Source organism: Hyphomonas sp. CACIAM 19H1, assembly GCF_003325995.1.
Classification (GTDB): Bacteria; Pseudomonadota; Alphaproteobacteria; order Caulobacterales; family Hyphomonadaceae; genus Hyphomonas; species Hyphomonas polymorpha.
On sequence record NZ_CP016437.1, the window covers coordinates 294,194 to 319,768 of the forward strand.

General features: G+C 63.7%; 22 protein-coding genes. 17 read left to right on the forward strand and 5 right to left on the reverse strand.

Annotation, left to right across the window (positions count from 1 at the left end; genetic code table 11):
* Positions 1-261 precede the first annotated feature (261 nt).
* Positions 262-1,257 (forward strand): FliM/FliN family flagellar motor switch protein, encoded by a 996-nt coding sequence (locus BBF93_RS01450; RefSeq protein WP_162173994.1) that lies wholly within the window; start codon positions 262-264, stop codon positions 1,255-1,257.
* Here the strand turns inward: BBF93_RS01450 and BBF93_RS01455 are convergent.
* Together BBF93_RS01455 and BBF93_RS01460 are read right to left on the reverse strand one after the other, a co-directional pair.
* A complete protein-coding gene (locus tag BBF93_RS01455; protein ID WP_051612183.1) occupies positions 1,235-1,903 on the reverse strand; it encodes a YceI family protein in 669 nt (222 codons plus the stop codon). The genes BBF93_RS01450 and BBF93_RS01455 overlap by 23 nt on opposite strands.
* Complete coding sequence (locus BBF93_RS01460) at positions 1,876-3,735, reverse strand: DUF885 family protein (protein ID WP_114104781.1); 1,860 nt, start codon at positions 3,733-3,735, stop codon at positions 1,876-1,878. Before BBF93_RS01460 ends, BBF93_RS01455 begins: the two co-directional genes overlap by 28 nt.
* A gap of 191 nt (positions 3,736-3,926) precedes the next feature.
* Here BBF93_RS01460 and BBF93_RS01465 point away from each other — a divergent pair, with 191 nt between their 5' ends.
* Entirely contained in the window at positions 3,927-6,521 is a 2,595-nt protein-coding gene (locus tag BBF93_RS01465; RefSeq protein WP_035593931.1) for a response regulator, read from the forward strand.
* Between the two features lie 36 nt (positions 6,522-6,557).
* On the opposite strand, the gene BBF93_RS01470 is transcribed toward BBF93_RS01465, so the two are convergent.
* Together BBF93_RS01470 and BBF93_RS01475 are read right to left on the reverse strand one after the other, a co-directional pair.
* Positions 6,558-7,295: an alpha/beta fold hydrolase gene (locus BBF93_RS01470; RefSeq protein WP_114104782.1), complete on the reverse strand. Its 738-nt coding sequence runs from the start codon at positions 7,293-7,295 to the stop codon at positions 6,558-6,560.
* 4 nt (positions 7,296-7,299) lie between these two features.
* A complete protein-coding gene (locus BBF93_RS01475; protein ID WP_114104783.1) occupies positions 7,300-8,196 on the reverse strand; it encodes a 5'-nucleotidase, lipoprotein e(P4) family in 897 nt (298 codons plus the stop codon).
* Between the two features lie 163 nt (positions 8,197-8,359).
* Here BBF93_RS01475 and BBF93_RS01480 point away from each other — a divergent pair, with 163 nt between their 5' ends.
* The 8 genes from BBF93_RS01480 (at position 8,360) to BBF93_RS01515 (ending at position 15,464) form a co-directional block, all read left to right on the forward strand.
* Entirely contained in the window at positions 8,360-9,337 is a 978-nt protein-coding gene (locus BBF93_RS01480; protein WP_035593937.1) for a nitronate monooxygenase family protein, read from the forward strand.
* Between the two features lie 149 nt (positions 9,338-9,486).
* A complete protein-coding gene (gene rmuC / locus BBF93_RS01485; RefSeq protein ID WP_114104784.1) occupies positions 9,487-10,824 on the forward strand; it encodes a DNA recombination protein RmuC in 1,338 nt (445 codons plus the stop codon).
* A gap of 42 nt (positions 10,825-10,866) precedes the next feature.
* Positions 10,867-11,397, forward strand: a complete 531-nt coding sequence (def, locus tag BBF93_RS01490; protein WP_035593941.1) for a peptide deformylase — start codon at positions 10,867-10,869, stop codon at positions 11,395-11,397.
* A gap of 181 nt (positions 11,398-11,578) precedes the next feature.
* Positions 11,579-12,514 (forward strand): methionyl-tRNA formyltransferase, encoded by a 936-nt coding sequence (gene fmt / locus BBF93_RS01495; RefSeq protein WP_035594236.1) that lies wholly within the window; start codon positions 11,579-11,581, stop codon positions 12,512-12,514.
* A complete protein-coding gene (locus BBF93_RS01500; protein ID WP_035593943.1) occupies positions 12,514-13,002 on the forward strand; it encodes a GNAT family N-acetyltransferase in 489 nt (162 codons plus the stop codon). The genes fmt and BBF93_RS01500 overlap by 1 nt, the downstream gene beginning before the upstream one ends.
* A gap of 45 nt (positions 13,003-13,047) precedes the next feature.
* A complete protein-coding gene (gene truA / locus BBF93_RS01505) occupies positions 13,048-13,791 on the forward strand; it encodes a tRNA pseudouridine(38-40) synthase TruA (RefSeq protein WP_035593945.1) in 744 nt (247 codons plus the stop codon).
* A gap of 72 nt (positions 13,792-13,863) precedes the next feature.
* Positions 13,864-15,099: an acyl-CoA dehydrogenase family protein gene (locus tag BBF93_RS01510; protein ID WP_035593947.1), complete on the forward strand. Its 1,236-nt coding sequence runs from the start codon at positions 13,864-13,866 to the stop codon at positions 15,097-15,099.
* Positions 15,096-15,464, forward strand: coding sequence for an EthD domain-containing protein (locus BBF93_RS01515; RefSeq protein ID WP_035593948.1), 369 nt, complete (start codon positions 15,096-15,098; stop codon positions 15,462-15,464). Before BBF93_RS01510 ends, BBF93_RS01515 begins: the two co-directional genes overlap by 4 nt.
* 3 nt (positions 15,465-15,467) lie before the next feature.
* Here the strand turns inward: BBF93_RS01515 and BBF93_RS01520 are convergent, their stop codons facing one another.
* Complete coding sequence (locus BBF93_RS01520) at positions 15,468-16,670, reverse strand: methionine gamma-lyase (RefSeq protein ID WP_035593950.1); 1,203 nt, start codon at positions 16,668-16,670, stop codon at positions 15,468-15,470.
* A 110-nt stretch (positions 16,671-16,780) separates the two neighbouring features.
* Here BBF93_RS01520 and BBF93_RS01525 point away from each other — a divergent pair, with 110 nt between their 5' ends.
* The 7 genes from BBF93_RS01525 to BBF93_RS01555 all read left to right on the forward strand — a co-directional run bounded on the left by BBF93_RS01525 (position 16,781) and on the right by BBF93_RS01555 (position 25,573).
* Positions 16,781-17,251: an Lrp/AsnC family transcriptional regulator gene (locus BBF93_RS01525; protein WP_035593952.1), complete on the forward strand. Its 471-nt coding sequence runs from the start codon at positions 16,781-16,783 to the stop codon at positions 17,249-17,251.
* 35 nt (positions 17,252-17,286) lie between these two features.
* On the forward strand, positions 17,287-20,130 hold the full coding sequence (locus BBF93_RS01530; protein WP_114104786.1) for a [protein-PII] uridylyltransferase: 2,844 nt from the start codon (positions 17,287-17,289) through the stop codon (positions 20,128-20,130).
* A gap of 23 nt (positions 20,131-20,153) precedes the next feature.
* Positions 20,154-21,710: a murein biosynthesis integral membrane protein MurJ gene (gene murJ, locus BBF93_RS01535; RefSeq protein ID WP_035593954.1), complete on the forward strand. Its 1,557-nt coding sequence runs from the start codon at positions 20,154-20,156 to the stop codon at positions 21,708-21,710.
* A 25-nt stretch (positions 21,711-21,735) separates the two neighbouring features.
* Positions 21,736-22,770: a tryptophan--tRNA ligase gene (gene trpS, locus BBF93_RS01540; RefSeq protein WP_035593956.1), complete on the forward strand. Its 1,035-nt coding sequence runs from the start codon at positions 21,736-21,738 to the stop codon at positions 22,768-22,770.
* Positions 22,771-23,145: 375 nt separating this feature from the next.
* Entirely contained in the window at positions 23,146-24,204 is a 1,059-nt protein-coding gene (locus BBF93_RS01545) for a hypothetical protein (RefSeq protein ID WP_157532625.1), read from the forward strand.
* 66 nt (positions 24,205-24,270) lie between these two features.
* On the forward strand, positions 24,271-24,840 hold the full coding sequence (locus BBF93_RS20000; protein WP_035593960.1) for a NifU family protein: 570 nt from the start codon (positions 24,271-24,273) through the stop codon (positions 24,838-24,840).
* A gap of 133 nt (positions 24,841-24,973) precedes the next feature.
* Positions 24,974-25,573 carry a malonic semialdehyde reductase gene (locus tag BBF93_RS01555; protein WP_035593962.1) on the forward strand — a complete coding sequence of 200 codons (600 nt, stop codon included), beginning with the start codon at positions 24,974-24,976 and terminating at the stop codon, positions 25,571-25,573.
* The last annotated feature ends 2 nt before the right edge of the window (positions 25,574-25,575 follow it).

Sequence of the window (25,575 nt, forward strand, 5' to 3'; positions counted from 1 at the left end):
CACGACCATCATGACGCGCAGATCCGAATCACGCCTTACCGAGGCCTGACCAGAAGGTAAAATTCGAGAGACTTGAGTGAATCCCTCAGGCAGTTGCTGTTAATAATTGCCGTCGCGGCGAATTTACTAACGCGCCATTAACCTTTTCCGGGCGACTTAGATGATATGACCCTGCCATTCGCCTCTTCCGTGAAGAGTGCATCCCCGCCGGACCTGGCGGAGGATGGATGGGATGTTTCACCCAGGCTTCGGCGCCGCATCATGACGGATACCCCGCCCCTGCGCGAACCGATTGCCCCTGACCGCCCGCTGCCGACCTCGCGGGGCGTGCTGACACCGGCCGAGATCGAGATGCTGCTGCGTCCCGACCTTTCGGACATGGACGACCTGCCTGAAGAGGCTCCGCCAGAGCCCCAGCCGAGGATGGTTGCCGAGTTTACGCCGCCCGCACCCGCCCCGTCCGGGGCCGGACGGGAAGAAGCCGCCCGCCGCATTTCGGCCCGCCTGTCGCGCGCCATGCGCGAGCATTGCGGGATTGCGGCGGCCTTCACTGTGCAGCGCATTTCGCCAGTGAGCCTGGCGCAGGCTGTTTCTGCACGGGAAGAACCGGGGCAGGCGATTGTCTGCTGCGCCGGCGCTGAGGGCGATGTGGCGGCGATGCTGGTCATCGGGGCAGGGCTTGCCCAGATCATGATCGAGACGGCCTGTGGCGGCCCGGTGCCCAATTCCCAGCCAAGAGAGCTCAGCCCGATTGATCTGGCGCTGCTGGAAGGTCTGGCCCGGCCGCTGGCGAGCGTCGTAGGCGCCGGGATGGCGTTTTCCGGCATCGAAACCGACCCTCTGTTTGCTGCCTCCATCGCGGCGCCGGGGGCGGCTTACGAGATCACGCTGTCGGTTCGCGCGGGTGGGGCCGACTGGCCGGCGCGCCTGCTGGTGACGCAATCGCTGCTACCGGAGACGCTTGCCAGCGAGGACGCCGTGCCGAAGGCAGAGCGAAGCGGGCCGGCGCTGACCGTGCTGATGACGGCGCGTGTGGCCCGGGTGGAAATGCCGCTGTCCAAACTCACCAGCCTGCGTCCCGGCGCCACGCTGCTGCTGGGTGTGCCGGCGGACCAGCCGGTGGAACTGCTGTCCGGCGGGCTGGACGGCGAGGTGGCCGCCGAAGCCCAGATCGGGCGGAAGGGGAATCGCATGGCCGTGCGCATTTCGCGGCGCGGCCCGGCGCTCCGTGCGCTCAATCCGGCCTTTGCCGGATAAACTCCGCTTCAATCTCTATCCGGACGGTATCGGTCAGCAGGCCCGAAAAACGGTCTATGCCGAAGTCTGAGCGGTTGATCTCTGCCTCAGCAGAAAATCCGATCACATCAGCCTGGCGCAGCGGGTCGTAGGCGCTGCCGTTGAGCCTTGCCGTCAATGTGATCGGGCGGGTGACGCCTTTCAGGGTGAGGTTGCCGGTGATCTCGGCGGTTGTTTCGCTGGTAGGGTGGACGATGGTGGATTTGAAGATCGCCTGCGGATGAGCCGCGGCGTCAAACCAGGCCGGGCCTGTCAGTTCTGCGGCAAAGTCCGGGTTGGCAACATCCAGCGAGGGGATGTCGATGATCGCCTCGATCCGCGCGCCCGCCGGATTGGCCGCGTCGCCGGTGAGGCTTGCCTCGAAACGGCCGAAGCGGCCCACATAATCCGAAAAGCCGAGATGGTTGATCCGGAAGACGAGCGCGGCGTGTTTGGTATCCAGCGCAAAGTCGCCCGGCGTCAGGCGGCTGGCGGCGGTATCTATTTTTGGGGCGAGGAGGGCGCCGGCTACACTGCTGCAGCCGGCGAGAAAGAGGACGGCGAGCGCGAGGGACGCGCCCGCCCGGAGGATAGGGCGGCCTAGCTGGCCTTGGTCTCCGCGATCCATGCGTCGACATTCTCCTCAAGTATGGCCAGCGGCACGGCGCCATTCTTCAATACGACGTCATGGAAGTCGCGGATGTCGAAGGCGTCGCCAAGCTCTGTCTTGGCGCGTTCGCGCAGCTCGACGATCTTGATCATGCCGATCTTGTAGGCGGTGGCCTGACCCGGCATCACGATGTAGCGATCGATGGCCTTGCGGGCGTCGCCTTCCGGATTGGGGGTGTTCTCCAGAAGATATTGAACGGCCTGTTCGCGCGTCCACTGTTTGGAGTGAAGGCCGGTATCGACCACCAGGCGGGCAGCGCGCCAGATTTCCATGGCGAGGCGGCCAAAGTCCGAATACGGATCGGTGTAGTAGCCAATCTCCTTGGGCAGAAGCTCCGTATAGAGGCCCCAGCCTTCGGAATAGGCGGTGTAGCCGCCAAAGCGCCGGAAGCTGGGAACACCTTCAAGCTCCTGCGCGATGGCAATCTGCATATGGTGGCCCGGAATGCCTTCATGGAAAGCGAGCGCTTCCAGCTGATAGGTCGGCATGTCGGACATGCGGTAAAGATTGGCGTAGTAGATGCCGGGGCGGCTGCCATCCGGGGCAGGGCGGTTGTAGAAGGCCTTGCCGGCGGACCGCTCCCGGAAGGGCTCGACCGCCTGAACGATCATGCCGGCTTTCGGGAAGGTGTTGAAGAGGTTCGGGAGGTCTGCCTCCATCCGGGCAATCGCTGCGCGCGCCTCGGCGAGATATTCCTCGCGGCCTTCAGGTGTTTCGGGTTTGTAGAAGCGCGGATCGGTGCGCATGAACTCGAAAAAGTCCTGCAGGTCTCCCTCAAAGCCGACCTGCTGCATGATCGCCTCCATCTCCGCATGGATCCGGGCAACTTCATCCAGGCCGATCTGGTGGATTTCGGCGGCGGTGAGATCGGTCGTCGTCATCGCCTTCAGGCGTGCTTCGTAATAGGCCGCGCCATCGGGCAGTTTCCAGGCGCCGTCATCGGCGGTGGCGCTGAGCTGCTGGCGGGTGAGTTCCTCAATGGCGGCCTGATAGGCGGGGCCGACGGCGGTGGTGAGGGCCTGCACGGCGCGCTCGGTCAGCTCTGCGGCCTGTTCCGGCGAGATCGTGCTGTTATTGACCAGCGCGGTAATCTTGCCCCGGATGTCGCTCATCAGCGGGCTGTCTTCACTGCCATCATCCTTGCCGGAGAAAGGATAGCCGGTGATGAGGCCGCGGGCGTCGGAGAGGACATAGTCATAGACGAAAGCAGGCGGCTGAATGCCCTTTTCAGCGGACGCGCGGGCGTTTTCGACATGGCCGCCGAGATAGGCGGGCAGGGCGTTCAGGCGCGTGATGTAGGCCTCCGCATCTGTCAGGCCGGTGACCTTGTGCTGGTTTATCAGAAAGGCGGGGATCGACGACTGGACGCCAAACATCTGGTTGAAGGTATAGCCGTGATCACGGAACGGTTCGTTCAGTTCTGAGCGCTCCAGCTCATATTCTGCGAGCCGCCAGGACAGCTTCGCCTGGTCGTTCAGCTTGTTGAAGTCGAATTTTTCCTTCATTTCCTGAACAGTAGCCCGCTGGATGGCCAGGCTTTCCGCGTCGAAGGCGCGGGAGGGGTCGGTCCACTCGCCATAGCGGTCGCGCCGGCCCAGCGCGGTCATCCGCATCGGATCCCGCGCGATGGCTTCCTCGAACTTCTGCTCGAACCATTCGTTCAGCCGCTCGGATTCGGCAGCCACCACCTCGGTGGAATATTCCGGAATTTTGGGTTCGCGGTGGGCGGGGGCGCCGCAGCTGGCGACCAGCGCCATTGCGGTGAACATTGCGAGCGTGCGTGATACCATGGTTAGCCGAATCCTGTTCTTCTGGGCTCGATTATACTGCGTCTGTTAACGGCTTTTTCGGGTTCGTTAACCTTTGCCGTGTCAAAAACGATAAACTAGGTGAAGGTTGGGCCTCGAGTCATGTGATGCCCGCCTCGCATAAGGCATGGCCAGCCCGGAAAGGGAACCGGCCAATAGAATGGTGGTAGACCATGAGTAACGAAGCAGACACCCTTGAGCTGACTCTCGCTGCGGCAACGCCAGGCGAGGAGGCGAATGCCGGTGAGCGGGAAGGGCGGCGTATCGACTTCCTGCAGCTGGGTTTCTGGGGCTGTCTGCTCCTGTCCATCGCTGCAGCCAGCATCTCGCTTGCCTGGCCGAATGCGTCGGGCGCGACCGGCTCGATCCTGCTGATCACAATGGCGTCAGGAGGCCTCGTCTTCCTGCTCTGGACGGTGCGCGGCGCGGGCCGGTACATCGGGCTCTTTCCGGAAAAGGGCGCTGCCGCGCGGGTGGCGAATGCCAGCGCGCCGCGTTTTCCCTGGATTGAAGCACTGGATGAAGCCGTTCTGGTAACGGATCCCGGCGGGGCGCCGGTAGCGGCGAACACCGCCTATTCCGACCTGACCCGGATGGCCCTGATTGCCGGCACTGCGGAAAGCGGCCCGGTGACGGTGGACCGCCTGTTCGGTGCCAATCCCGGCCTTGCCGCGCCGGTTTACCGCCTGTCGAAATCTGCCAAGGCAGGCACGCAGCGCCGCGAAGTGCTGCCGCCGCTGGCGCTGGGGCCCGAGCAGGTGCCCGCGCAGTTTGAAGTTTCCGTCTCCCCGCTGCCGCGCGGGCGCGTCTTGTGGCGTATCCGCCGCATCGCCGGCCAGATCGAGGCAACGGGCGCGGCAGACCTCAAATCCCTCTATGTCGAAGATGCCCCGATGGGCTTCTTCGCCGCCAAGCCGGACGGTACGATCACCTATGCCAACTCCTGGCTGCGGGAACTGCTCGGCCTGCCAGAGACGGCCAAGAATATCCGCACCGACGACATCATGCGTCCGGAATTCGTGAAGATGCTGGCGCGGGACCGCAAGTCCGGCGCGCCGGGCCGGGCCGACATCCAACTGCGCGCGCGCGACGGGGTGGAGATCCCGGTGCAGGCGATCACCAGCTGGACGGGCCGGGGCGCTGACGCCGCCGGGCGCACGATCGTGCTGGCAAGCCCGCAGGTGCTGAATGGCGGGGAAGAGCGCTTTGCGCTGCAGGCGGCGTCTCGCCCGCCGCGTCCGGATGGCGATCCGATGTTCGATGACGCGCCGTTCGGCGCCGTGCGTCTGGACGGTGACCGGGTGGACAGCGCGGTAATCCTCGATGCCAACCGCGCGCTGATGGAAGTCACCGGTGGCCGGGCGACACCGGGTACGCGCTTTGCCGATCTCTTTGTGTCGGAAGAGGGTGAGGACGCGCTCGCCACCCTGCTGGTCGACGCTATCGACAAGCCGGTTGCGCTGAAGACGGCGGGCGATGAGGCGCGCGATGTGAACGTCTTCGTCACGCTCAACAATACGGGCCGCCCCTCGGTGGCCTATATCATCGACATCACCGAGCAGCGCCAGCTGGAGACGCGTCTTGCCCATGGCGAGAAGATGCGCTCCATCGGCCAGCTGGCCGGCGTTGTGGCGCACGACTTCAACAATGTGCTGCAGGGCATCATCTTCAACTATGAAGAGCTGATGACGCGCCACCCCGTGGGTGACCCGTCCTACGAATATCTGCAATCGATCCACGAATTCTCGTCGCGGGCCCGTGAACTTGTCCGTATGCTGCTGGCCTATGCCCGCGCGCAGACCTTCAAGCGGGAAATCTTCAACGTCACCGACTTCCTGTCAGAATTTTCGATCCTGCTGCGCCAGGTGCTGGATGAGCGGGTCGAGCTGGACGTGAAACATGGCCGGGACGTGCCCTGGATCAAGGCAGACAAGAACCAGCTGGAAACGGCGATCATCAACCTGGCCACCAATGCCCGCGACGCCATGATTGCGCATCGCAATGGCGGCAAGCTGTCGATCCGCACGGCGCGTTCTACCGGCAAAGAGGCCCACGCGCTCGGCTTCAATTATGTGGAAGACGGCGAATACCTGCTGATCGAGGTTGAGGATAACGGCACGGGCATGCCGCGCGATCTGCTGGACAAGATTTTCCAGCCCTTCTTCACGACCAAGGAGCAGGGCTCCGGCACGGGGCTGGGCCTGGCCACCGTCTACGGCATCATCAAGCAGTCGGGCGGTTATGTCTGTCCGATTTCCTCGATGGGCAAGGGCACGACCTTCTACATCTATCTGCCGGCGCTGGCCGCAGAAGAAATCCCTGAGCCGTCGGACATTGCCGAGAACGCCAAGCCGGTCATCCGCCCGATGGATATGTCCGGGCGCGGACGTATCCTGCTGGTTGAGGATGAAGACGGCGTGCGCTCCATCGCGGCGACCCATCTGCGCCAGCGCGGCTATGAGGTGGAAGAGGCCTGCGACGGCGAGGAGGCATTGGACATCCTCACCGATATGCCGGGCTCGTTCGATCTCATCATCTCTGACGTGGTGATGCCGGGCATGGATGGGCCGACGCTGATCCGCGAAGCCAAGGACAAGCTGGGCCATGCGCGCGTGATCTTCATCTCCGGCTATGCCGAGCGCGACCTTGCCCAGCAGCTGGATGATGACCGCGCGGTCTCCTTCCTGCCCAAACCGTTCACGGTTCGTCAGCTGTCTGAGCGGATCAAACAGGAACTGGCAGGGGTTGGCGGCAAGGAAGCGGCCTGATCCTGCGCCTTTCGAAACAGGAAAAAGGCCGGCTTATCAGCCGGCCTTTTGCCATAGGGCCTTCAGGACAGCTGCAAAGTTTTCAGCCCGGTCATGACAGGCCCAATGGCCGGTGCCGCGCTCGACATGCAGCGGTGTGCCATGACGCTTTGAAAAGCGCTCTGCCACGGGAAGCTCCACGAACGGATCATTCTCGCCCCAGAAAAGCTGGCCATGCTTGGGAAGGTTTGTCAGATCGTCCACCCAATGCCCGCTGAAGCGCAGGCCAATGGCAGAGCGATAGAGGCTGAGGATCGACTGGCGCATCCGCTTGTCGATATGGGGCACTTCGATTTCGGCGAGTTCGCGCGGCATGCCGCCTTGAACGAGGCCCTCGATCAGGCGCGGCTTGTTGCGCATGTTCAGCATCACGAACTCGCCCAGCAGCGGGGTTGCCCACATGCGGGCTGTTCTGTGGCCGGAATAGTCCGGATCGATCACGGCGTTGGTGACGCACCAACTTTTCACAAGGTCGGGGCGCAGGCTGGCGGCGCGCAGGGTGAGCAGGGCGCCCCAGTCATGGCCGACGATGTGGACCGGCCCGCCCGCCGCTTCCATCTGTGTGATCAGCCAGCTGGCATATTCATCCTTCGTGCTGCGGAAGCCGGGCGGCTTTTCCGTGCCAAAGCCGGGCAGGGCGGGGGCGCGGTAATCCTCCGGACCCAGACCAAGCGCCGCAACAAGCGGCTGCCAGAGAACGGGGGTATCGGGAACGCCGTGGACGAAGAGGATCATGGGATCACTTCTCCTCTGCCGGGGCCCAATAGGTTTCAGGCGGGAAGACATCTTCCATGCTGCTCCCCTCGAATGGTCCATAGGTCGGGTTGGGCAGGATGAACCAGCCATCGTCCCAGAGGCCGCCGAAGGCGGGGGCGGCGGCGAGATCGCGGCGGGCGGCGGGGCTCAGGGACTTGTCGTTGAAGATGTCGGCAATGTCGCCCAGCTGATCGCCGACGAGGGCGATGACGCAGTAATTCTCCGAGATGGCATAGCGGCGGCCATCCTTGGCCGAGCCGCCGGGCGTATCGCCTTTCAGGAACAGGGTTTCGCCATGCACATAATCGCCGAAGCCTGCTTCCCGGATCGTCTCGATATTTCCGGCGACATTTGCCGCTTCGCGGTTGGTGTTGAGGATGATTTCCACGCCCGCCTTGCGGATACGCTCCACCCCTTCCAGCGCGCCGGGAATGGCGACGGCCTTGCCCGCGCCGGTGCGTTCCCACTCGCCCCAGATGGCGGGATCAAACCCGATGCCCATGCGGCGGAAGGCGCCTGCTGACCCAAGGTTCCAGATCAGGGTTTCGTCCACATCGAAGACGGCGGCGAGGGGTTTTTCTCCGCAGGCCAGGAATTCGGGCGCTTCGGCCGTCGCGCCGGGCGCAAGGATGACGCTGTATTCCGGGCGGGCGGCTGCGCCGGCTTCGGCATAGGCGGCAATCCGGTTCCAGCTTTGCGCCATCATGATCTGCGCTTCGGCAGAGCCGAATAGCCACTGATCGGCGGCAAGAGGGCGTCCCTCCGGGGCCGATACTGCGGCGGGCTGCTGCGCAGCCGGGGCGGGCTCTGGCGCGGTGATTGTGGCCGTCTGGCAGGCGGCGAGCGCCATCAGGGTCAGGATTGGAAGCGCGTATTTCATGAAATCTCCATCAGCCGGCAGCCCTTGGGGTAAAACGCTTTCCGGAGAGGGGCAATCTTTATCCGGCCCCGGGCGCGGGGTGATTTCCCCGATGTCAGACTTGCGCGCGGTCGATGCTCTGTCCAAGGATGCCGCGAGAGAAAAGCCTTTGGGAGACCCGGCCATGAAAACCCGCATTACTGAAATGCTCGGCATCAAGCACCCGATTGTCCAGGGGGGCATGCACTTTGTCGGTTTTGCTGAAATGGCTGCGGCCGTTTCCAATGCGGGCGGCCTTGGCATCATTACTGCCCTGACGCAGCGGACCCCGGCAGACCTCGCCAATGAAATCGCCCGCTGCCGTGACATGACGGACAAGCCGATTGGCGTGAACCTGACCTTCCTGCCTTCGGTGAACCAGCCGGACTATCCCGGCTATGTGAAAGCCATCATCGAGGGCGGCGTGAAGGTGGTTGAAACCGCCGGCAACAACCCTGTGCAGGTGCTTCCGATCCTCAAGGATAATGGCATCAAGGTCATCCATAAGTGCACTGCCGTGCGCCATGCCCTGAAGGCCCAGAAGATCGGCTGCGATGCGGTGTCGGTGGATGGTTTCGAATGCGGTGGCCACCCTGGCGAGGATGATGTGCCCAACTTCATCCTTCTGCCGCGCGCGATGGATGAGCTGGATATCCCCTTCATCGCCTCGGGCGGCATGGCAGATGGCCGCTCGCTGGTGGCGGCGATGGCGCTGGGCGCAGAAGGCATGAACATGGGCACGCGCTTCATCGCGACGAAAGAAGCCCCGGTGCACGAGAATGTGAAGCAGGCGCTGGTTGCGGCCTCTGAGCTCGACACCCGCCTCGTCATGCGCCCGCTGCGCAATACCGAACGTGTGCTGACGAACCCGGCGGTGGAGCGTCTTCTCCAGAAGGAGAAAGAACTCGGCGCGAACATCAAGTTCGAGGACATCATCGAGGAAGTGGCCGGCGTCTATCCGAAGATCATGAAAGACGGCGACATGGATGCCGGCGCCTGGTCGTGCGGCATGGTGGCGGGCCTTATCTATGACATCCCGACCTGTCAGGAACTGATCGACCGGATCATGGCCGAGGCCGAAGAGATCATCACCAAGCGCCTGGCCGGCTTCGTGAAGGGCTGATTGGCGGACGTGTTTCGTTCCAGCCGGCGTTAACCAGTCCTCCGCAGGCGGCGAAATTCGCCTGCGGAGCACAGTCCGCTCGCCTTGCGGGTGTAGACAGCGGCTAATCGTTCCGATTATGTTCTGGGCTCGATTCCAGAGGGCCTGCCATGACGCCTGTGATCACAATTGGGTCTGCCGGGTTTGACCTGGTACACGTCGTCCTGCTGCTGATTGCAGCGGGGCTCGGCGTGTTTCTCTGGCAATCCCGCCAGCGCGGGGATGTCGAGCGCGAACGCCTGATGACCGAACGCAACGCCGCGCAGGACGAGTTGTCGCGCCTGCGCCAGCGCGAGCAGACGCTGGAGGCGGCACGCCGGGATGCCGAGTTGAAACTTGCAGCAGCGCAGGCGCGCAGCGCCGAGGATGAGCGCAAATTCGCCGAACTCGCCCAGGGCGTTCTGGCGCGGGCCAATTCGATGTTTCTGGAGCGGGCCGAAGAAACCTTCAAACGCCACCGGGAAGGGGCCCAGGGCGAGCTGAAAGAGCTGATGAAGCCTATCGGCGAGAATTTCGAGACCTTCCGCCAGAAGGTGGAGGCAATCGAGAAGGTGCGCACCGAGGACAAGACCCTCCTCTCCGAGCAGGTGCGCGCGATTGCCGAAAGCCTGCACAGAAATACGGCCGAGACCGGCAAGCTCGTGAACGCGCTGACCGCGCCCAAGGGCGGCGGGCGCTGGGGCGAGATGACGCTTCGCAATGTGATGGAGCAGGCTGGCCTGTCCGCCCATTGCGATTTCAGCGAGCAGGTTCACGATGACACCGAAGAGGGACGGCAGCGCCCGGATGCCATCATCCGCCTGCCGGGCGACCGGCAGATCGTGATCGATTCCAAGGTGTCGCTTGCTTCCTATATGGCCGCCACGAATACCGACGATCCGGCAGAGCGGCAGGCGCATCTGAAACAGCATGCGGCCAGTGTGCAGCGGCATGTCACCACCCTGGCCTCAAAGGACTATCAGTCCAATCTCGGCAACCGGTTTGACTATATTGCCATGTTCATTCCGGGGGAGAACTTCTTCGCCGCCGCGCTCGAACAGTCACCCGATCTGATCGAGAAGGCCATGAACCGCTCCGTGATCGTCACCACACCGACGACACTGATCGCGCTGGCGCGGACGGTGGCCCATCTCTGGCGTCAGCACGAGATGAATGATAACGCGCAGGCCGCCGCCGAACTGGGCGCAGAACTCTACACCCGGATGGGCGTCCTGCTGGGGCATACAGAGAAGCTCGGAAAATCGCTGAATTCTTCAGTCGATCATTATAACAGCCTGCTCGGCTCCATCGACAAGCGCGTGCTGCCGACGCTGCGCAAGTTCGAAGACATGCAGATTGCCCCGCCCGGCAAAGTGCCTCCGGAGGCAAAGCTGATCGAGGCGCGGGCCAACACGCCCGATACGGGCCAGCTGCCGCTTGAAGCCCCGCCAAAGCTGCCGGCGGAGTGATCTCCCGTTGACGCTGCGGCGAGGGGTGCATATCTGACGGTCATGGCTATTCGCGAAATCCTCACTGTACCCGATCCGCGCCTGAAACAGGTGTCCAAGCCCGTGGAGGGCGGCGTCACCGACGACATCCGGGCGCTCATGGATGACATGCTGGAGACAATGTATGACGCGCCGGGCATTGGCCTGGCCGCCATTCAGATCGGCGTGCCGCTGCGGGTGATCGTGATGGATCTGGCGCGCGAAGGCGAGGAGCCCCAGCCGCGCTATTTCGTGAACCCGGAAATCGTCGAGACCATCGAAGAAACAAAGCCTTATGAAGAAGGCTGTCTCTCAGTGCCGGATATTTTCGACCAGGTGGAGCGGCCGGCCCGGTGCAGGATCCGTTATCTGGACTATGATGGCAATCAGGTCGATGAGTGGGCTGAAGACCTCTATGCGGTCTGCATCCAGCACGAGATGGACCATCTCGAAGGCACGCTATTCATCGACTACCTGTCCCGCCTGAAGCGCGACCGCGCCATCGACAAGGTGAAGAAAGCCAGGATCCGCGCCATCCGCGAAGACGCCAACTGATGCGCTTTTTCCGGGACATGCGGTTCCGGTGGTTGTTGGCAGTATTGGTGGCCGCCGTGATTGTATGGCTGGCGGGTGGAGACGGTCTTCCGGCGCGTTCGGGCCTCTGAGCCTCGCGAGCTTGCCATCGCCTGGCTGATGGTGTTCCGGTTCCGCAAGTCCAAGGAGCCTCAAAATGCCTATCCGTATTGCCTTCATGGGAAGCCCCGGCATTGCGCTTGGCGTGCTTGAGGCGCTGATTGCAGCGGGGCATGAGATCGCCTGCGTCTATTCCCAGCCGCCGCGCCCGGCGGGGCGGGGGCAGAAGCTGACACCGACCCCGGTGCACGCCTTTGCTGAGGCGCGCGGACTTGAGGTGCGCACGCCGAAATCGCTGAAAAAGCCCGAAGAGCAGGCCGCCTTTGCCGCGCTGAACCTCGATGCCGCCGTGGTGGTCGCCTATGGCCTTATCCTGCCGCAACCCATTCTGGATGCGCCGCGCCTTGGCTGCCTCAACATGCACGCCTCCATCCTGCCGCGCTGGCGGGGCGCGGCGCCGATCCAGCGCGCGATCATGGCGGGCGACGCGGAAACCGGCGTGGACGCGATGATGATGGAAGCGGGGCTTGATACCGGCCCGGTGCTTGCTTCCGTCCGTACACCTATTACCCCGCAGGATACGGCCGGGAGTTTGCATGACCGGCTGGCCGCCCTCGCCGCAGAGCTTGCCCCGCGCGCGCTGGCGGGCCTTGCCGATGGCAGCCTGAAGCCCTCGCCGCAGATTGAAGACGGCATGACCTATGCCCAGAAGATCACCGCCGAAGACCAGCGCATCGACTGGACAAGGCCTGCGGCCGAGATCGACTGTCAGATCCGCGGTCTCTCCCCGGCGCCGGGCGCCTGGTGTGAGGCCGATCTCGGGCAGGGGCCGGTTCGGCTGAAGGTTCTCCTCAGTGAGCTGACGGATCATGCGACGGTCGCCGTGCCCGGCGCGTTGATCGATGATCGCCTCAGCGTGGCCTGCGGCGATGGCCGCGCGGTGCGCCTGCTGCGCCTGCAGAAGCCCGGTGGCAAGCCGCTTGCCGCGCGCGACTTTCTGGCGGGGTCTCCGTTGCCGGAAGGAACGCAGCTCGGCTGATGGCGTCCGCGATCCGTCCCGCCCGGCCTGCAGATATGGACGCCATCGCGGCGCTCAATGATGCAGCCTTTGGCGGACCCGATGAGGGGGCCATCGTGCGCGTCCTGCACCGCGATGGAGACAGCCTTCTGTCGCTGGTCGCCGAGGTGGGCGGGGAGATTGCCGGCCATATCGAGTTTTTCCGCATCTGGGTGAGTGGCGCGCCGCTGGCGGCGGGGCTCGGTCCGATGAGTGTCAGGCCGGGCCTTCAGAAGCAGGGCGTGGGCGCGGGGCTCATCCGGCATGGCCTCGCAGCCCTCAAGGAGGCAGGCGAAACGATCATTTTCGTGCTGGGGCATGACACGTACTATCCGAAATTCGGGTTCACCGAGGCGGCCGCCAAGCCCTTCAGCGCGCCCTGGTCAGGCCCGCATTTCATGGCGCTGCGCCTGGCGCCGGGCGGGCCGGAAGCCGGCAAACTGTCCTACCCTCCGGCTTTCGGCGGCTGAATGGCCAGTTGACCCGGCGCCCGGCCTTTGGCAGCGGGCTTTGTCATGCCACGTTACAAGCTCCTCATTGAATATCACGGCGGCGCCTATCAGGGCTGGATGCGCCTGCCCGGCCTGCAGACTGTGCAGGGCGCGCTGGAGGAGGCTGCCGCCAAGCTGGATGGTGGGCCGGTGGAAGTGATCGGCGCGGGCCGGACGGACGCGGGCGTTCACGCCACCGGTCAGGTCGCCCATATGGATCTCCGGCAGGACCGGCCCAACAAGGTCGCCGATGCGATGAACTTCCATCTGCGGCCTCATCCGATTGCGGTGCTGAAAGCCGAAAAGGTGGAGGAGGATTTTCACGCGCGCTTCTCCGCCACGGCGCGGCATTACCGCTACGTGATCCTCAACCGGCGCGCAGACCTGACGGTGGACCGCGGCATCGCCTGGCGCGTTCCCTCGAAACTGGATGCCGAGAAGATGCATGAGGCCGCGCAGTCTTTGATTGGCACACATGATTTCTCGACCTTCCGCGACACCGAATGCCAGGCGCTGAGCCCGGTAAAGACGCTGACGCGGTTAGGCGTGGCGCGCTATGGCGAACGGATCGAATTTACCTGTTCGGCGCCGAGCTTCATTCACCGGCAGGTGCGCTCGATGGTGGGCAGCCTCGTGGAAGTGGGGCGGGGGCACCGGCCCGTAAAATGGGCGCGGGAGATACTGGAAGCAGCCGACCGCACACGCTGCGGCCCGGTGGCGCCGGCCGATGGCCTCTTCCTCGAGCGCGTCGATTACGGCGCCGGCTGACGCGAAGGCAATCCTGTGCAGCCCGGTTTTTCGGGGTTAGCCTTCCTCCAGACAAGATGAGGAGGAATGCCAATGGCCATTGATTTCACGATTCCGGAAGACGCAAAGGAAGTGCGCGAGCGCGTGCGCCGCTGGGTGCAGGAAGAGTGCATTCCCGCCGAAAAGGAGATGGCTGCGGGCAAACCTTACAAGGAAGTTCTCGCCGCGCTGCGCACGAAAGCGCGCGGGCAGGGGCTTTGGCTGCCCTTCATTCCGAAGGAGCATGGCGGGATGGGGCTCGGGCCGCTGGCCAATGCCCTTGTGCAGATGGAACTGGGGCAAAGCCATCTGGGCGCGCTGTCGATGAATTCTCAGGGCCCGGACGATGCGACCATGCTGACGCTGCTGGCGCATGGCACTGATTTCCAGAAAGAGAAGTATCTGAAGCCCATCCTGAATGGCGAAAAGCGCGTCTGCTATTCGATGACCGAGAAGGCGGCTGGCGCCGACGCGACCGGCATGCAAACGGTGGCCGTGAAGGACGGCAAGGGGAATTACGTTCTCAATGGCGAGAAGTGGTTCTCTTCGGCGGCGACGGCGGCTGACATCGCGGTGGTGATGGCCAAGACCAATCCGGACGCGCCGCGCCATCAGCAATTTTCCACCTTCATCGTCGAGTTGCCCAATCCCGGCTACAAGATCATCCGCGACATCCCGACCATGGCGGTGCATGGCAAGCACTATACCGAGATGGGCGGGGGCCATGCCGAGGTGAAGATCGAAAACCTGGTCGTGCCCGAAGCAAACCTGCTGGGCGGGGAAGGGATGGGCTTTGCCATGGGCCAGCACCGGCTTGCCTATGGCCGCCTGCGCCACGGCATGCACAATGTGGCCATGGCCCAGCGCGCGCTTGATCTGGCTACGGAGCAGGTGACAACGCGGTCTACCTTCGGCAAGGGGCTGGAGGATCGTCAGGGCGTGCAGTTCATGCTGGCCGAATGTGCCAGCCAGCTCTACATCGCGCGCCTGATGCTGATTCACATCGCCTACAAGGCAGAGAACGGCATGGACATCCGCCAGGAAAACGGCATCGCCAAGGTGTTCCTCGCCAACATGGTTCACAAGGTGGTCGATACGGCCATCCAGCTTCACGGCGCGCTCGGCTACTCGCTCGATACGCCGCTCGCGGCCTGGTATACGCATATCCGCTCCCAGCGCCTCGTGGATGGGCCCGATGAAGTGCACAAATGGATCACGGGCAAGAATGTCATCCGCGCCTACAAGAAGGATGGCACCACGGCGGCGGCGGCAGGCGGAGATATTCTGTGATCAAACTGACCTTCTGTCTGCGGCGCCTGCCGCATCTCAGCCGGGAGGAGTTTCAGCGCTACTGGCGGGAGCAGCACGCCCCGCTGGTGGCCGCCAGGGCAAAGACGCTGGGGATCGTGCGGTATGAGCAGGTTCATGCAGGTTTTGACGCGATGAGCGAGGCCATCCGTGCCTCCCGCAACGCGCCCGAACCCTATGACGGTATTGCCGAAATCTGGTTCGAGAGCGAAGAGGCCATGCAGGCCGCCGGGCGCAATCCCGGCGTGTCGGAAGCCGCGCGCGAGTTGCTGGAGGATGAGCGCAAGTTCATCGATCTTGAAAACTCACCCCTCTGGTACAACTGCGTTCACACGATAGTCGGGTGATCCTCACCCCTCATTCGTACCCAGAGCATCGGCGAGGTCGGCGAGAATGTCCTCGGCGTCTTCCAGGCCCACGGAGAGGCGCACGAGGCCGTCGCTGATGCCGTGTTCGATGCGTTCCTCGCGGCTGTAGGTGGAATGGGTCATGCTGGCGGGGTGCTGAATCAGGGTTTCGGCATCCCCCAGGCTGACGGCGCAGCGGATCATCCGCAGGCGGTTCATCATGGCAATGCCCGCTTCATAGCCGCCTTTCAGCTCCAGCGCGATCATGCCGCCAAAGCCCGGCATCTGGCGCTTTGCCAGCTCATGCTGCGGATGGCTTTCAAGGCCGGGATAATAGACCGTCTCGACGCCGGGCTGCGCTTCCAGCCACCGGGCCACTCTGAGGCCGCTTTCGCAATGGCGCGCCATGCGCAGCTGCAGGGTCTTGAGGCCCCGCATCACCAGCATGGCGTTGAAGGGCGACATGACCGATCCCGTCATGTCTTTCACGCCCACCATGCGCACTTCCTTGATGGCCTCGGCGCGGCCGAGCACCATGCCCGCGACAAGGTCGCCATGGCCGCCGAGATATTTGGTGGCCGAATGGACGACGAAATCCGCGCCAAGCTCAATCGGCCGGGTCAGCAGGGGGGTGGCATAGGTATTGTCGACGGCAACCAGCGCGCCGGCCTCATGGGCAGTGCGCGCGGCGGCGCGGATGTCGACCAGGCGCATGTTCGGATTGGCCGGCGTCTCGAAATAGACAAGGCGCGTCTTCCCGCTGATCGCGGCGGCCAGGTTTTCCGGTTCCCGCAGGTCTACATGGGTGATCTTGATGCCAAAGCGGGAAAGCCCGTCGCGCATGAAGGCAAAGGTGCAGCCATAGAGCGTCTTGTCGGTGATGATCTCATCGCCCGGCTTCAGCAGGGTCCACATCAGGGATGAGATGGCCCCCATGCCTGAGGCCGTGGCGAGGCCGGCTTCGGCCCCTTCCAGATTGGCAATCCGCGCTTCCAGCAGGGCAACGGTGGGGTTGGAGATGCGCGAATAGATGTGGCCCTCCGCTTCCCCGGCAAACAGGGCGCCGCCCGTTTCTGCATCGGGGAAGGCGAAGGTGGAGGTGAGGTGCAGGGGCGGGGTTAGCGCGAAGTCGTTCTTTGCCGGGTCGTATCCGTGATGGATCGCGCGGGTCGCCGGGCCCAGCGGGCGGGAAGCGTCAAAAGCCATGGCAGTTCCTCCTGATCTAAGGTGATCTTAGCAGGAAACCATCGGCGATACTTGCCATATGCGCCCATTACATGCTCATGAATTAGCATAATATGCCAATGAGGTACATTATGGATGCTATAGATGCCAAGATCGTACGGGCGTTGCAGCGCGATGGGCGGCTGACCAATCTTGAATTGGCAGAGGAGGTGGGCCTCTCGCCCTCACCTTGCCTGCGGCGGGTGAAGAATCTGGAGGCGGCCGGCATCATCCAGGGGTATTCGGCGCTGGTGGACCAGAAGGCCTGCGGCTTCCCGATCACCTGTCTGGTGCGCATACGTCTCGCCAATCACGGGCAGGACACGGTGCGGGCCTTCGAGCAGAAGATTGCCGAAACGGACGCGGTGCTGGACTGCTATCTGATGACGGGCGGGGCCGACTATGAACTTCGCGTCGTTGCCCGCAGCCTGGACGATTATGAACAACTTGTGCGCCAGACCATCCAGACACTGCCCGGCATTGCTTCAATTGAAACCAGTTTCGCCTATGGCGTGGTCAAGAAGTCGCGTATTCTTCCCGTCATTGCCCAAAAGGGTGCATAGCGGCCCGCCATGAAAACCTGCTAAGTAGCCCCTTGATGACGCCTCCGACAAAATCCCCCCCGACGCTCCTGTCTGCTGGCCGCGCGCCCGCTTCCCGCCGTCCCGGCAAATGGCGCATTGCCGACATCATTGATGGCCGCGCGCTGCGGGTGAAGTTGACCGCTGCCGCGCTGGACAATCTCGGCAATGATGCTGCGGCCCGCAAGGCGGCGCTGAACCTGCTGCACGGGGCCATGTTCCGGGGCCGCCTGATCGCGCAGGAACGCCTGCAGCAGGGGGCCGATGGCCTCGACACGGCCCGGCTTCTCGCGGCGGTGCAGGACGAGGTGATCCACGCGCTTTATGATTTCACGGTCACCCATGTGCACCGCGCGTCCAACCCGACCGAGGCCGAGCGTCTCGCCATCCTCGCCACGGGCGGCTATGGTCGCAGCGTGATGGCGCCCTCTTCGGACACAGACCTTTTGTTCCTCCGCGCCTACAAGGCCAGCCCCCACACAGAGAGCGTGATCGAATACATGCTCTATGCCCTGTGGGATATGGGGCTGAAAGTGGGGAACGCCTTCCGTACACCGATAGATTGCGTAAAGCTCGCCGCTGAAGATGTGACCATCAAGACCAGCCTGCTGGACGCGCGGTTTATCTGCGGGGATGAGCTTCTGGCGACCGACATGATGGCGCTTTTCCAGAAGGATGCGATCAAGGGCAAGGATGCCCAGTTCATTGCCGACAAGCTGGCCGAGCGCGACGCGCGCCATACCCGAATGGGCGATGCGCGCTATGTGGTTGAGCCGAATGTGAAGGACGGGAAGGGTGGGTTGCGGGATCTGCAGACGCTCTACTGGATCGTCAAGCACATGTATGGCGGCCGCACGCTGGAAGACGTCATGCGCGCTGGTCCGTTTACGGATCATGAGTATGTCATCTTCATCCGGGCGGCGCGTTTCCTCTGGACGGTGCGCTGCCATATGCACTTCGTGACCGGCCGCGCCGAAGACCGGCTGAGCTTTGACCTTCAGCCCGAGATTGCCGCGCGCATGGGCTACCGGGACCGGGAAGGCCAGCAGGGGGTGGAGCGCTTCATGAAGCGCTACTTCCTGGTGGCCAAGGATGTTGGCGGGCTGACCCGCATCCTGGCGGCAAAGCTGGAGGCTGATCACAAGAAAAAGCCCGAAGGCCTGCGCCGTTTCCTGCCGTCCCGCCCGCCCCAGCCATTGCCGGAGGAGGGGTTCCTGATCGAGGCTGGCCGCATCAACATCGCCGAAGACAAGGTAATGGCGGTTGACCCCCTCAACATGATCCGCCTGTTCACCATTGCCCGGCGCGAGCAGAAGGACATTCACCCCACCGCGCTGACGGCCCTGACCCGGAACCTCCGGGGTCTGAACGAACGTGTGCGCGAAACAGATGAGGCGCGCGCGCTGATCCTGGATGCCATCCTCGGCGGCAAGGAACCTGGCCCGATATTGCGGCGCATGAACGAGGCCGGTGTTCTGGGCCGTGCCATCCCCGAATTTGGCTCCATCGTCGCGCAGACGCAGTTCAACATGTATCATCATTATACGGTGGATGAGCATACGCTGCGCGCGGTCGAGACGATTGCTGATCTCGAATATGGCCGGGGCAACACCGCGCCGCTGGCGACAGAACTGTTCGGCCAGATCGAGAACCGCCGCGCGCTCTATCTTGCCATGCTGCTGCATGACACAGGCAAAGGGAAGGGCGACCAGCAGGAAGCCGGCATGCGCACGGCCCGCAAGGCCTGCGAACGGCTCGGCATTCCGGAGGAGGAAACCGATCTCGTCGTCTGGCTGGTCGGTCACCATCTGGAGATGAGCGAAACCGCGCAGAAACGGGACATCGGCGACCCGCGCACGGTGGCGACCTTTGCGCGCCTCGTCGGCTCGCTGGAGCGGCTGCGCCTTCTCTACATTCTCACGGTCGCCGATATCAAGGCGGTCGGCCCGGCGGTCTGGAACGCCTGGAAGGGCCAGCTTCTGGCTGACCTCTATCACAACACGGCGGCCGCGCTGCGTGGGGGGCGTACGGATGAAGCGGCCGTTCAGGCAGAACTGGAACGGCGCGCGGAGAAACGCCGCGAAGCGCTGGTTGAGCGTATCGGCTCTGTGCCGGCCCTGCTGCTGGAACTGGAAACGGCTTACTGGACAGGCTTTGATCCTGACGACATCGCTTGGCATGCCGCCGCCCTCGCCAAGGGCGGAGATGTCGTCACCTCGCGCATGGCGCCCGAAGGCGGCGCCGTGGCGTTGCTCGTCTCAGGCAAGGACCGCACCGGCCTTTTTGCAGACCTTGCCGGCACGCTGGCGCGTCTGGGCGCCAACATTGTCGCCGCGCAGGTGTTCACCTCCAAGGGCGGGCGCATCGTCGACGTGTTCATGCTGCAGGACGCCCGCGGCCTCCCCTATGGCGAGGGCGACGGGCCGCGCCTTGCCAAACTCGAACACGCCATTCTCGGCGCGCTGGATGGCAAGGTGCCCAGCGGCACGGTCAAATCCCGCGCCGGGCGCCGGGAGGCGGCTTTCCTGGTCCAGCCATCCGTGCAGATCCATGAGGACGTTTCGCTGGAATATACGGTGATCGACGTTGCCGCGCGTGACCGGCCGGGCCTGCTGCACGAAGTGGCCGAGGTGCTGGCAGACATGAAGCTCTCGATCCATTCGGCGCATGTCGGCTCCTATGGCGAGCGCGTGTTCGATGCGTTCTATGTGCGCCCCGATGGCGGGGCGGCGACGCTGTCGAAAGCCCGCAAAGAGGCGCTCCGCGAACGTCTTCTTGCCGTACTTTCCCGCGAAGAACCTGAAGGCCCGCACACCCCGGCCCGCAAGCTCAAACGCTCGCGCGCCGTGGACAGCTTCTGAGAATTGGTTCAACCGGGGAAACCATGAGCCTCGCCCGAAACACTGCCGTTCAGGCATCGCTGACCCTGGCGAGCCGTATCCTGGGCCTCCTGCGGGATGTGATCCTGGCTGCCAAGATCGGGGCAGGGCCGGTGGGGGATGCCTGGGCAACCGCCCAGCAGTTTCCCAATCTCTTCCGGCGCATCTTTGCCGAAGGCGCCTTCGCCTCGGCCTTCGTGCCCTCCTATGCCCGCACGCTGGAGGCCGAAGGGCCTGAAGCCGCGCAGAAGGTGGCGCAGGATGCCCTGCGCGTCCTCTTCGCCATGACGGCGGGGCTGACCGTCCTTGCCCAGATATTCATGCCCTGGGTGCTGCTGCTGATCCATGGCGGGCAGGCGGATGATCCGGAGCATTACAATCTCGCCGTGCTGCTCACCCGCATCACGATGCCCTACCTTACCTTCATGGCCATCGGGGCGCTGCTTTCGGGCGTGCTGAATTCGGCAGAGCGCTTCATCCTTTCCGCCGGCGCCCCGACCGTACTCAATCTCTGCCTCATCCCGGCCGGCCTGCTGGGCACAACGCCGGTCATCACGACCCAGTATGCCGCGATTGCCTTCCTGTTCGCCGGGTTGCTCCAGGCCGCGCTGCTCTGGTGGGGTGTCCGCCGTCAGAAGGTCCGTCTCAGCCTGCTCGGCTGGCCCCGGCTTACCCCGGCTGTGAAGAAGGTGCTGCTGCTGGCCGTGCCGGGCACGATTGCGGCCTCGGGCACGCAGATCAACATCATCGTCAGCCAGTCGCTCGCCAGTTTCGAGGTCAGCGCCAAGAGCTGGCTCTATGCCGCTGACCGGCTCTACCAGCTGCCGCTCGGCCTTGTCGGCGTGGCGGTGGGCGTCGCCATCCTGCCGCGCCTCAGCCGCGCCGCGCGGGCAGGGGACGGGGAAGCAGGAAGCCGCACGATGGATGAAGGCCTCGGCCTTGCGATGGCGCTGACGCTGCCGGCGGCGGCCGCGCTGATGGTCGCGCCTGTCTTTCTGATTGATGCCTTCTTCGTGCGCGGCGCCTTCCTGCCATCGGACGCCGTGGCGGCGGGCGCGGCGCTCTTCCATTTCGCCTGGGGCGTGCCGGCCTTCGTGCTGATCAAGGTGCTCGCCCCGCCTTTCTTTGCGCGGGAAGATACCAAGACCCCGATGCGCTTTGCGCTCGTCTCGGTGGTCATCAATACGCTGCTCGGGGCTGGCCTCTTCTTCTGGCTGAAGCAGTCCGGCCAGTTGGGCTTTACCGGCCTCGCCGTCGCCACCTCCACCGCCTCCTGGGTCAATGCCCTGCTGCTGGCGGCGACGCTGGCCCGGCGCGGCTGGTACGTCCCCGGCCCCCGCGCGGTGTCCGGCCTCGTCCGGGCGCTGCTGGCCACGCTGATCCTGTCGGCAGCCATCTGGCTGATGCTGTGGCAACTCCCGGCAATCCAGGGCGCGCTGGGCGGCTCCAAGGAGATCGCCGCCGCTGTCATCGTGCTGGCCGGGGGCTTCATCTATGCCTTTGCTGCCCTGCTGACCGGGGCCGTGCGGCCAGGCGACATCCGGCAGGCTTTGCGCCGCTGATCAAACGCGCTAAAGGCGCCAGACCATGACAGACCAGACCCCCGCCTATACCGGCCCGCAGCGCGTATTCTCCGGCGTCCAGCCGACCGGCAATCTCCACCTCGGGAACTATCTCGGGGCGCTCAAGAAGTTCGCTGACCTTCAGCGCGAAGGCCATGACTGTATCTTCAGCGTCGTTGACCTGCACGCCATCACCATGCCGGTGGAGAAGGGCGCGCTGATCTCGACGACGCGCCAGATCGCGGCGGCCTTCATTGCTGCGGGCGTTGACCCGTCCAGATCGATCATTTTTGCGCAGTCTTCGGTTCTGGCGCATGTGGAACTCGCCTGGATCTTCAACTGCGTGGCGCGGATGGGCTGGGTTGAGCGGATGACCCAGTTCAAGGACAAGGCCGGCAAGGATGCCGAGCGCGCGTCTGTGGGCCTCTTCACCTATCCGGTGCTGCAGGCGGCAGACATTCTCGTCTACAAGGCAACGCATGTGCCCGTCGGCGAAGACCAGAAACAGCATCTGGAACTCAGCCGCGACATCGCCGAGCGTTTCAACCGCGAATATGATGTGCCGGGTTTCTTCCCCCAGCCTGAGCCGATGATCAAAGGCCCAGGCGCGCGGATCATGAGCCTCAAGGACGGCACCAAGAAGATGTCGAAGTCTGACCCGTCAGACCTCTCCCGCATCAACCTTGTGGACGATGCCGACACGATCGCCAAGAAGATCAAGAAGGCCACCACCGATGCCGGCGTCATTCCGGGTACGGTCAAAGAATTGGAGGGCCGTCCAGAAGTCGAAAACCTCGTCGGCATCTTCGCGGCGCTCTCGGGCCGCACCGCAGAGGATGTGCTGGCCGAGTTCGAAGGCAAGGGCTTTGGCGCGTTCAAGCCGGCCCTCGCCGATGTGACCGTGGCGCATCTTGCTCCGATCACGGCGCGATTCCGCGAGATCCTGGACGACCAGGCCGGCCTCGACCGCATCCTCGCAGACGGAGCCGCGCGGGCCAATGCCGTGGCCGCGCCCATCATGGATGATGTGCGCCGGATCGTCGGTTTCTGGCGCCCCTAGGCCGCTGCCGGCTTCCTGACTGCAGAGACATTGCAGCGCTGCCTTAAAAGCGCCGCAGGCGCTGCGCATTGCTTTCGGCTGTGTGGGGAATCACGCCATCCTGTGCGGAGAGTTCTTCTCGCATGGGTGGCGGGTGTAGATTGGGTAGTGCCTCGTAGGCGAGTTGAGGTAGCGGGTCGGGACACCTGCTGCGGCTGGAATTGGATCAGCAGGCGGTAATTTGGTGCCCGAATTTACCACACCGCCCGGTTTGCTGAAATTTCATGCGTAACTGGCCTGTTAATAACGGTTTAACGGCTTCATAAACGGCACAGGATGGACAAATCCACAGCACCCAGGAAGAAGCGGCGTAAAGTCATGGCGGCAGCGGCGGCAGTGAAACTCCCACGAGCTTACGAGGAGCAGGAACACGTTCCCGCCCCCGCCTCAGACCCCAACCACTTCATCTCGCTTGATTATGCCGAGCCCAGCCCGATCATGATCGGCTTCCAGAAGGGCTGGCGCGCGCTGAAACGTATGCTGAAGATCGGCGCGGTGGTGGCCCTCGTCGGCGCCTATCCGGCCGCCGTGGTTCTTTCCAGCTACATCAACGATCGGCCCGTGGGTATTCCGGCCGAGCAGAGCTGGGCCGTGCCGGGCATTGCGGTTGCCATTCACAAGATTGCCCGGGAACTGGAAGGCGCTGGCTGGGCCAGCAATCGCCCGGTCTGGCACCCGCAGGCACGCCTGACGGCGCTGCCCGCCTGGCAGGCCGGCACCACCGAAGCTCTCTCGCAGCATGTGAAGCTGATTTCGGAACTCTCCCCTTATGAAGGCGCGCCGGACAGCGATCTGGCCGCCGCCTCGCGCCTCCTGATGGAAGTGCCCGGTGAGCCGATGCGTCCGCGCCTGACGGCAGCTGCGGAAGCGCTCAACCGGTTCGACACGCGCGCCTCGCGCGGCCTCGCCATGCGCCCGATGCCGGAAGAGATCATGCCGGAGGAACTGGCCCTCTTCGCCGGCTGGGCGGCGGAAGATCGTTCGGCCCTGTCTGACCGGATCAATGCCATTCAGGGAGGCGGCTGGCCTGCCAGCAAGGAAGACATCGCCGCCTTTTACCGCGCCAAGGCCCGCGCCCATGTCGCCCATGAAATGTTCGCCGCCAATGCCTCCAAGGCTCTGACGCTGACGGATACGGCCGTTCTGGTAGCAGCTGACCGGGTGGAAGCGGCCTGGGAACGCGCCGCAAAGATGAAGCCGCTGCTGGTTTCCAACCAGTCGGATTCAGCGGTTCTCACGCCTAACCATCTGGCAAGCATGGCTTATTTCCTTCTGGAGGCCGAAGTTGCCTCGCGGCATCTGATTGCGCTGATGGAGCCTTCTGCGGACGATGAGGTGATTGAGGAAACCTCCGTGGCCCAGACGGACGGGGATGCAGAGACTGCGCTGCCCTGAGCCGCGCTCCCTTGATCTCACCGCGCGCGCGGGCCATGTCAGGGGCCAGACGTAAAAAGGCCTGCCATGTTTATCCAGACCGAAGCTACCCCGAACCCGGACACGATAAAATTCCTTCCGGGTCAACCCGTTGCCGGAGACCGCGGCCCGTTTGACTTCCCCGACGCGGCCAGCGCGCGCATGAGCCTGCTGGCCCGCGCGCTGTTCCAGGTGGACGGGGTGGAGCGCGTTTTCCTCGGCAGCGATTTTGTCAGCATTAACAAGGTGCAGGCCAAGGATTGGCGGCATGTGAAGCCGATGGTGCTGGCCGCCATCATGGATCATTACATGTCTGGCCTGCCGGTGGTCGAAGAGGGCGCATCCGGCCTCTCCGACGAGACCGAGTATGAAGGCGAGACGGCTGAAATCGTGAACGAGATCAAGGAACTGATCGAAACCCGCGTGCGGCCTGCCGTGGCCCAGGATGGCGGCGACATCACCTTCCAGCGCTTTGATCCGGAGACCGGTATCGTCCACCTTTCCATGCGCGGGGCCTGCGCGGGGTGTCCGTCCTCGACCATGACCCTGAAACAGGGCATCGAGAACATGCTGCGCACCTATGTGCCAGAAGTGACCGCAGTCGAGGCAGCGCTTTAAAAGGCGCGCAAAAAACGCCAACGGTTACTCCAACAAGCCGCCTGAAAACTCTAACGAGTGTGCAGCAAAAAATCCGGTCCTGAGCCCGCCCGTCACCGGTGGTCAGTGCCATCAGCAAGGAAGGAACTGCCTCATGGCCCACCCGGTCAACGATCACGCGCTCGACATCATCTTCCGCGATGCCCGCAGCCAGAATGGCTATCTTGACCGGTCGGTACCGGAGGTTCTGATCCGCGCGGTTTACGATCTCGCCAAGATGGGGCCGACGAGCGCCAACTGCTCGCCCGCCCGTTTCATGTTCGTCACCACGCCGGGAGGGAAGGAGCGCCTTCTGCCCTTCATGAGCGCGGGTAACCGCGAAAAGACTGCGGCCGCGCCCTGGACCGTGATTATCGCCTACGACATGCGCTTTGCCGACAAGATCCCCCAGCTTTTCCCGCACAATCCCGATGCCAAGCACTGGTTTGACAATAACACCGAAGAGACCGCCTTCCGGAATGGCACGCTGCAGGCCGCCTATCTGATGCTGGCCGCGCGCTCCCTCGGCCTCGATTGCGGGCCGATGAGCGGCTTCGACATGGCGGGCGTGAACCGTGAATTTTTCGAGAGCCAGGAAGGCGAAGAACAGCACTGGCGCGCCAATTTCATCTGCAATCTCGGCTATGGCGACAAGACCAAGATCATGGACCGCCTGCCGCGTCTGGAATTTGACGAGGGCTGCCGCATCCTCTAGCG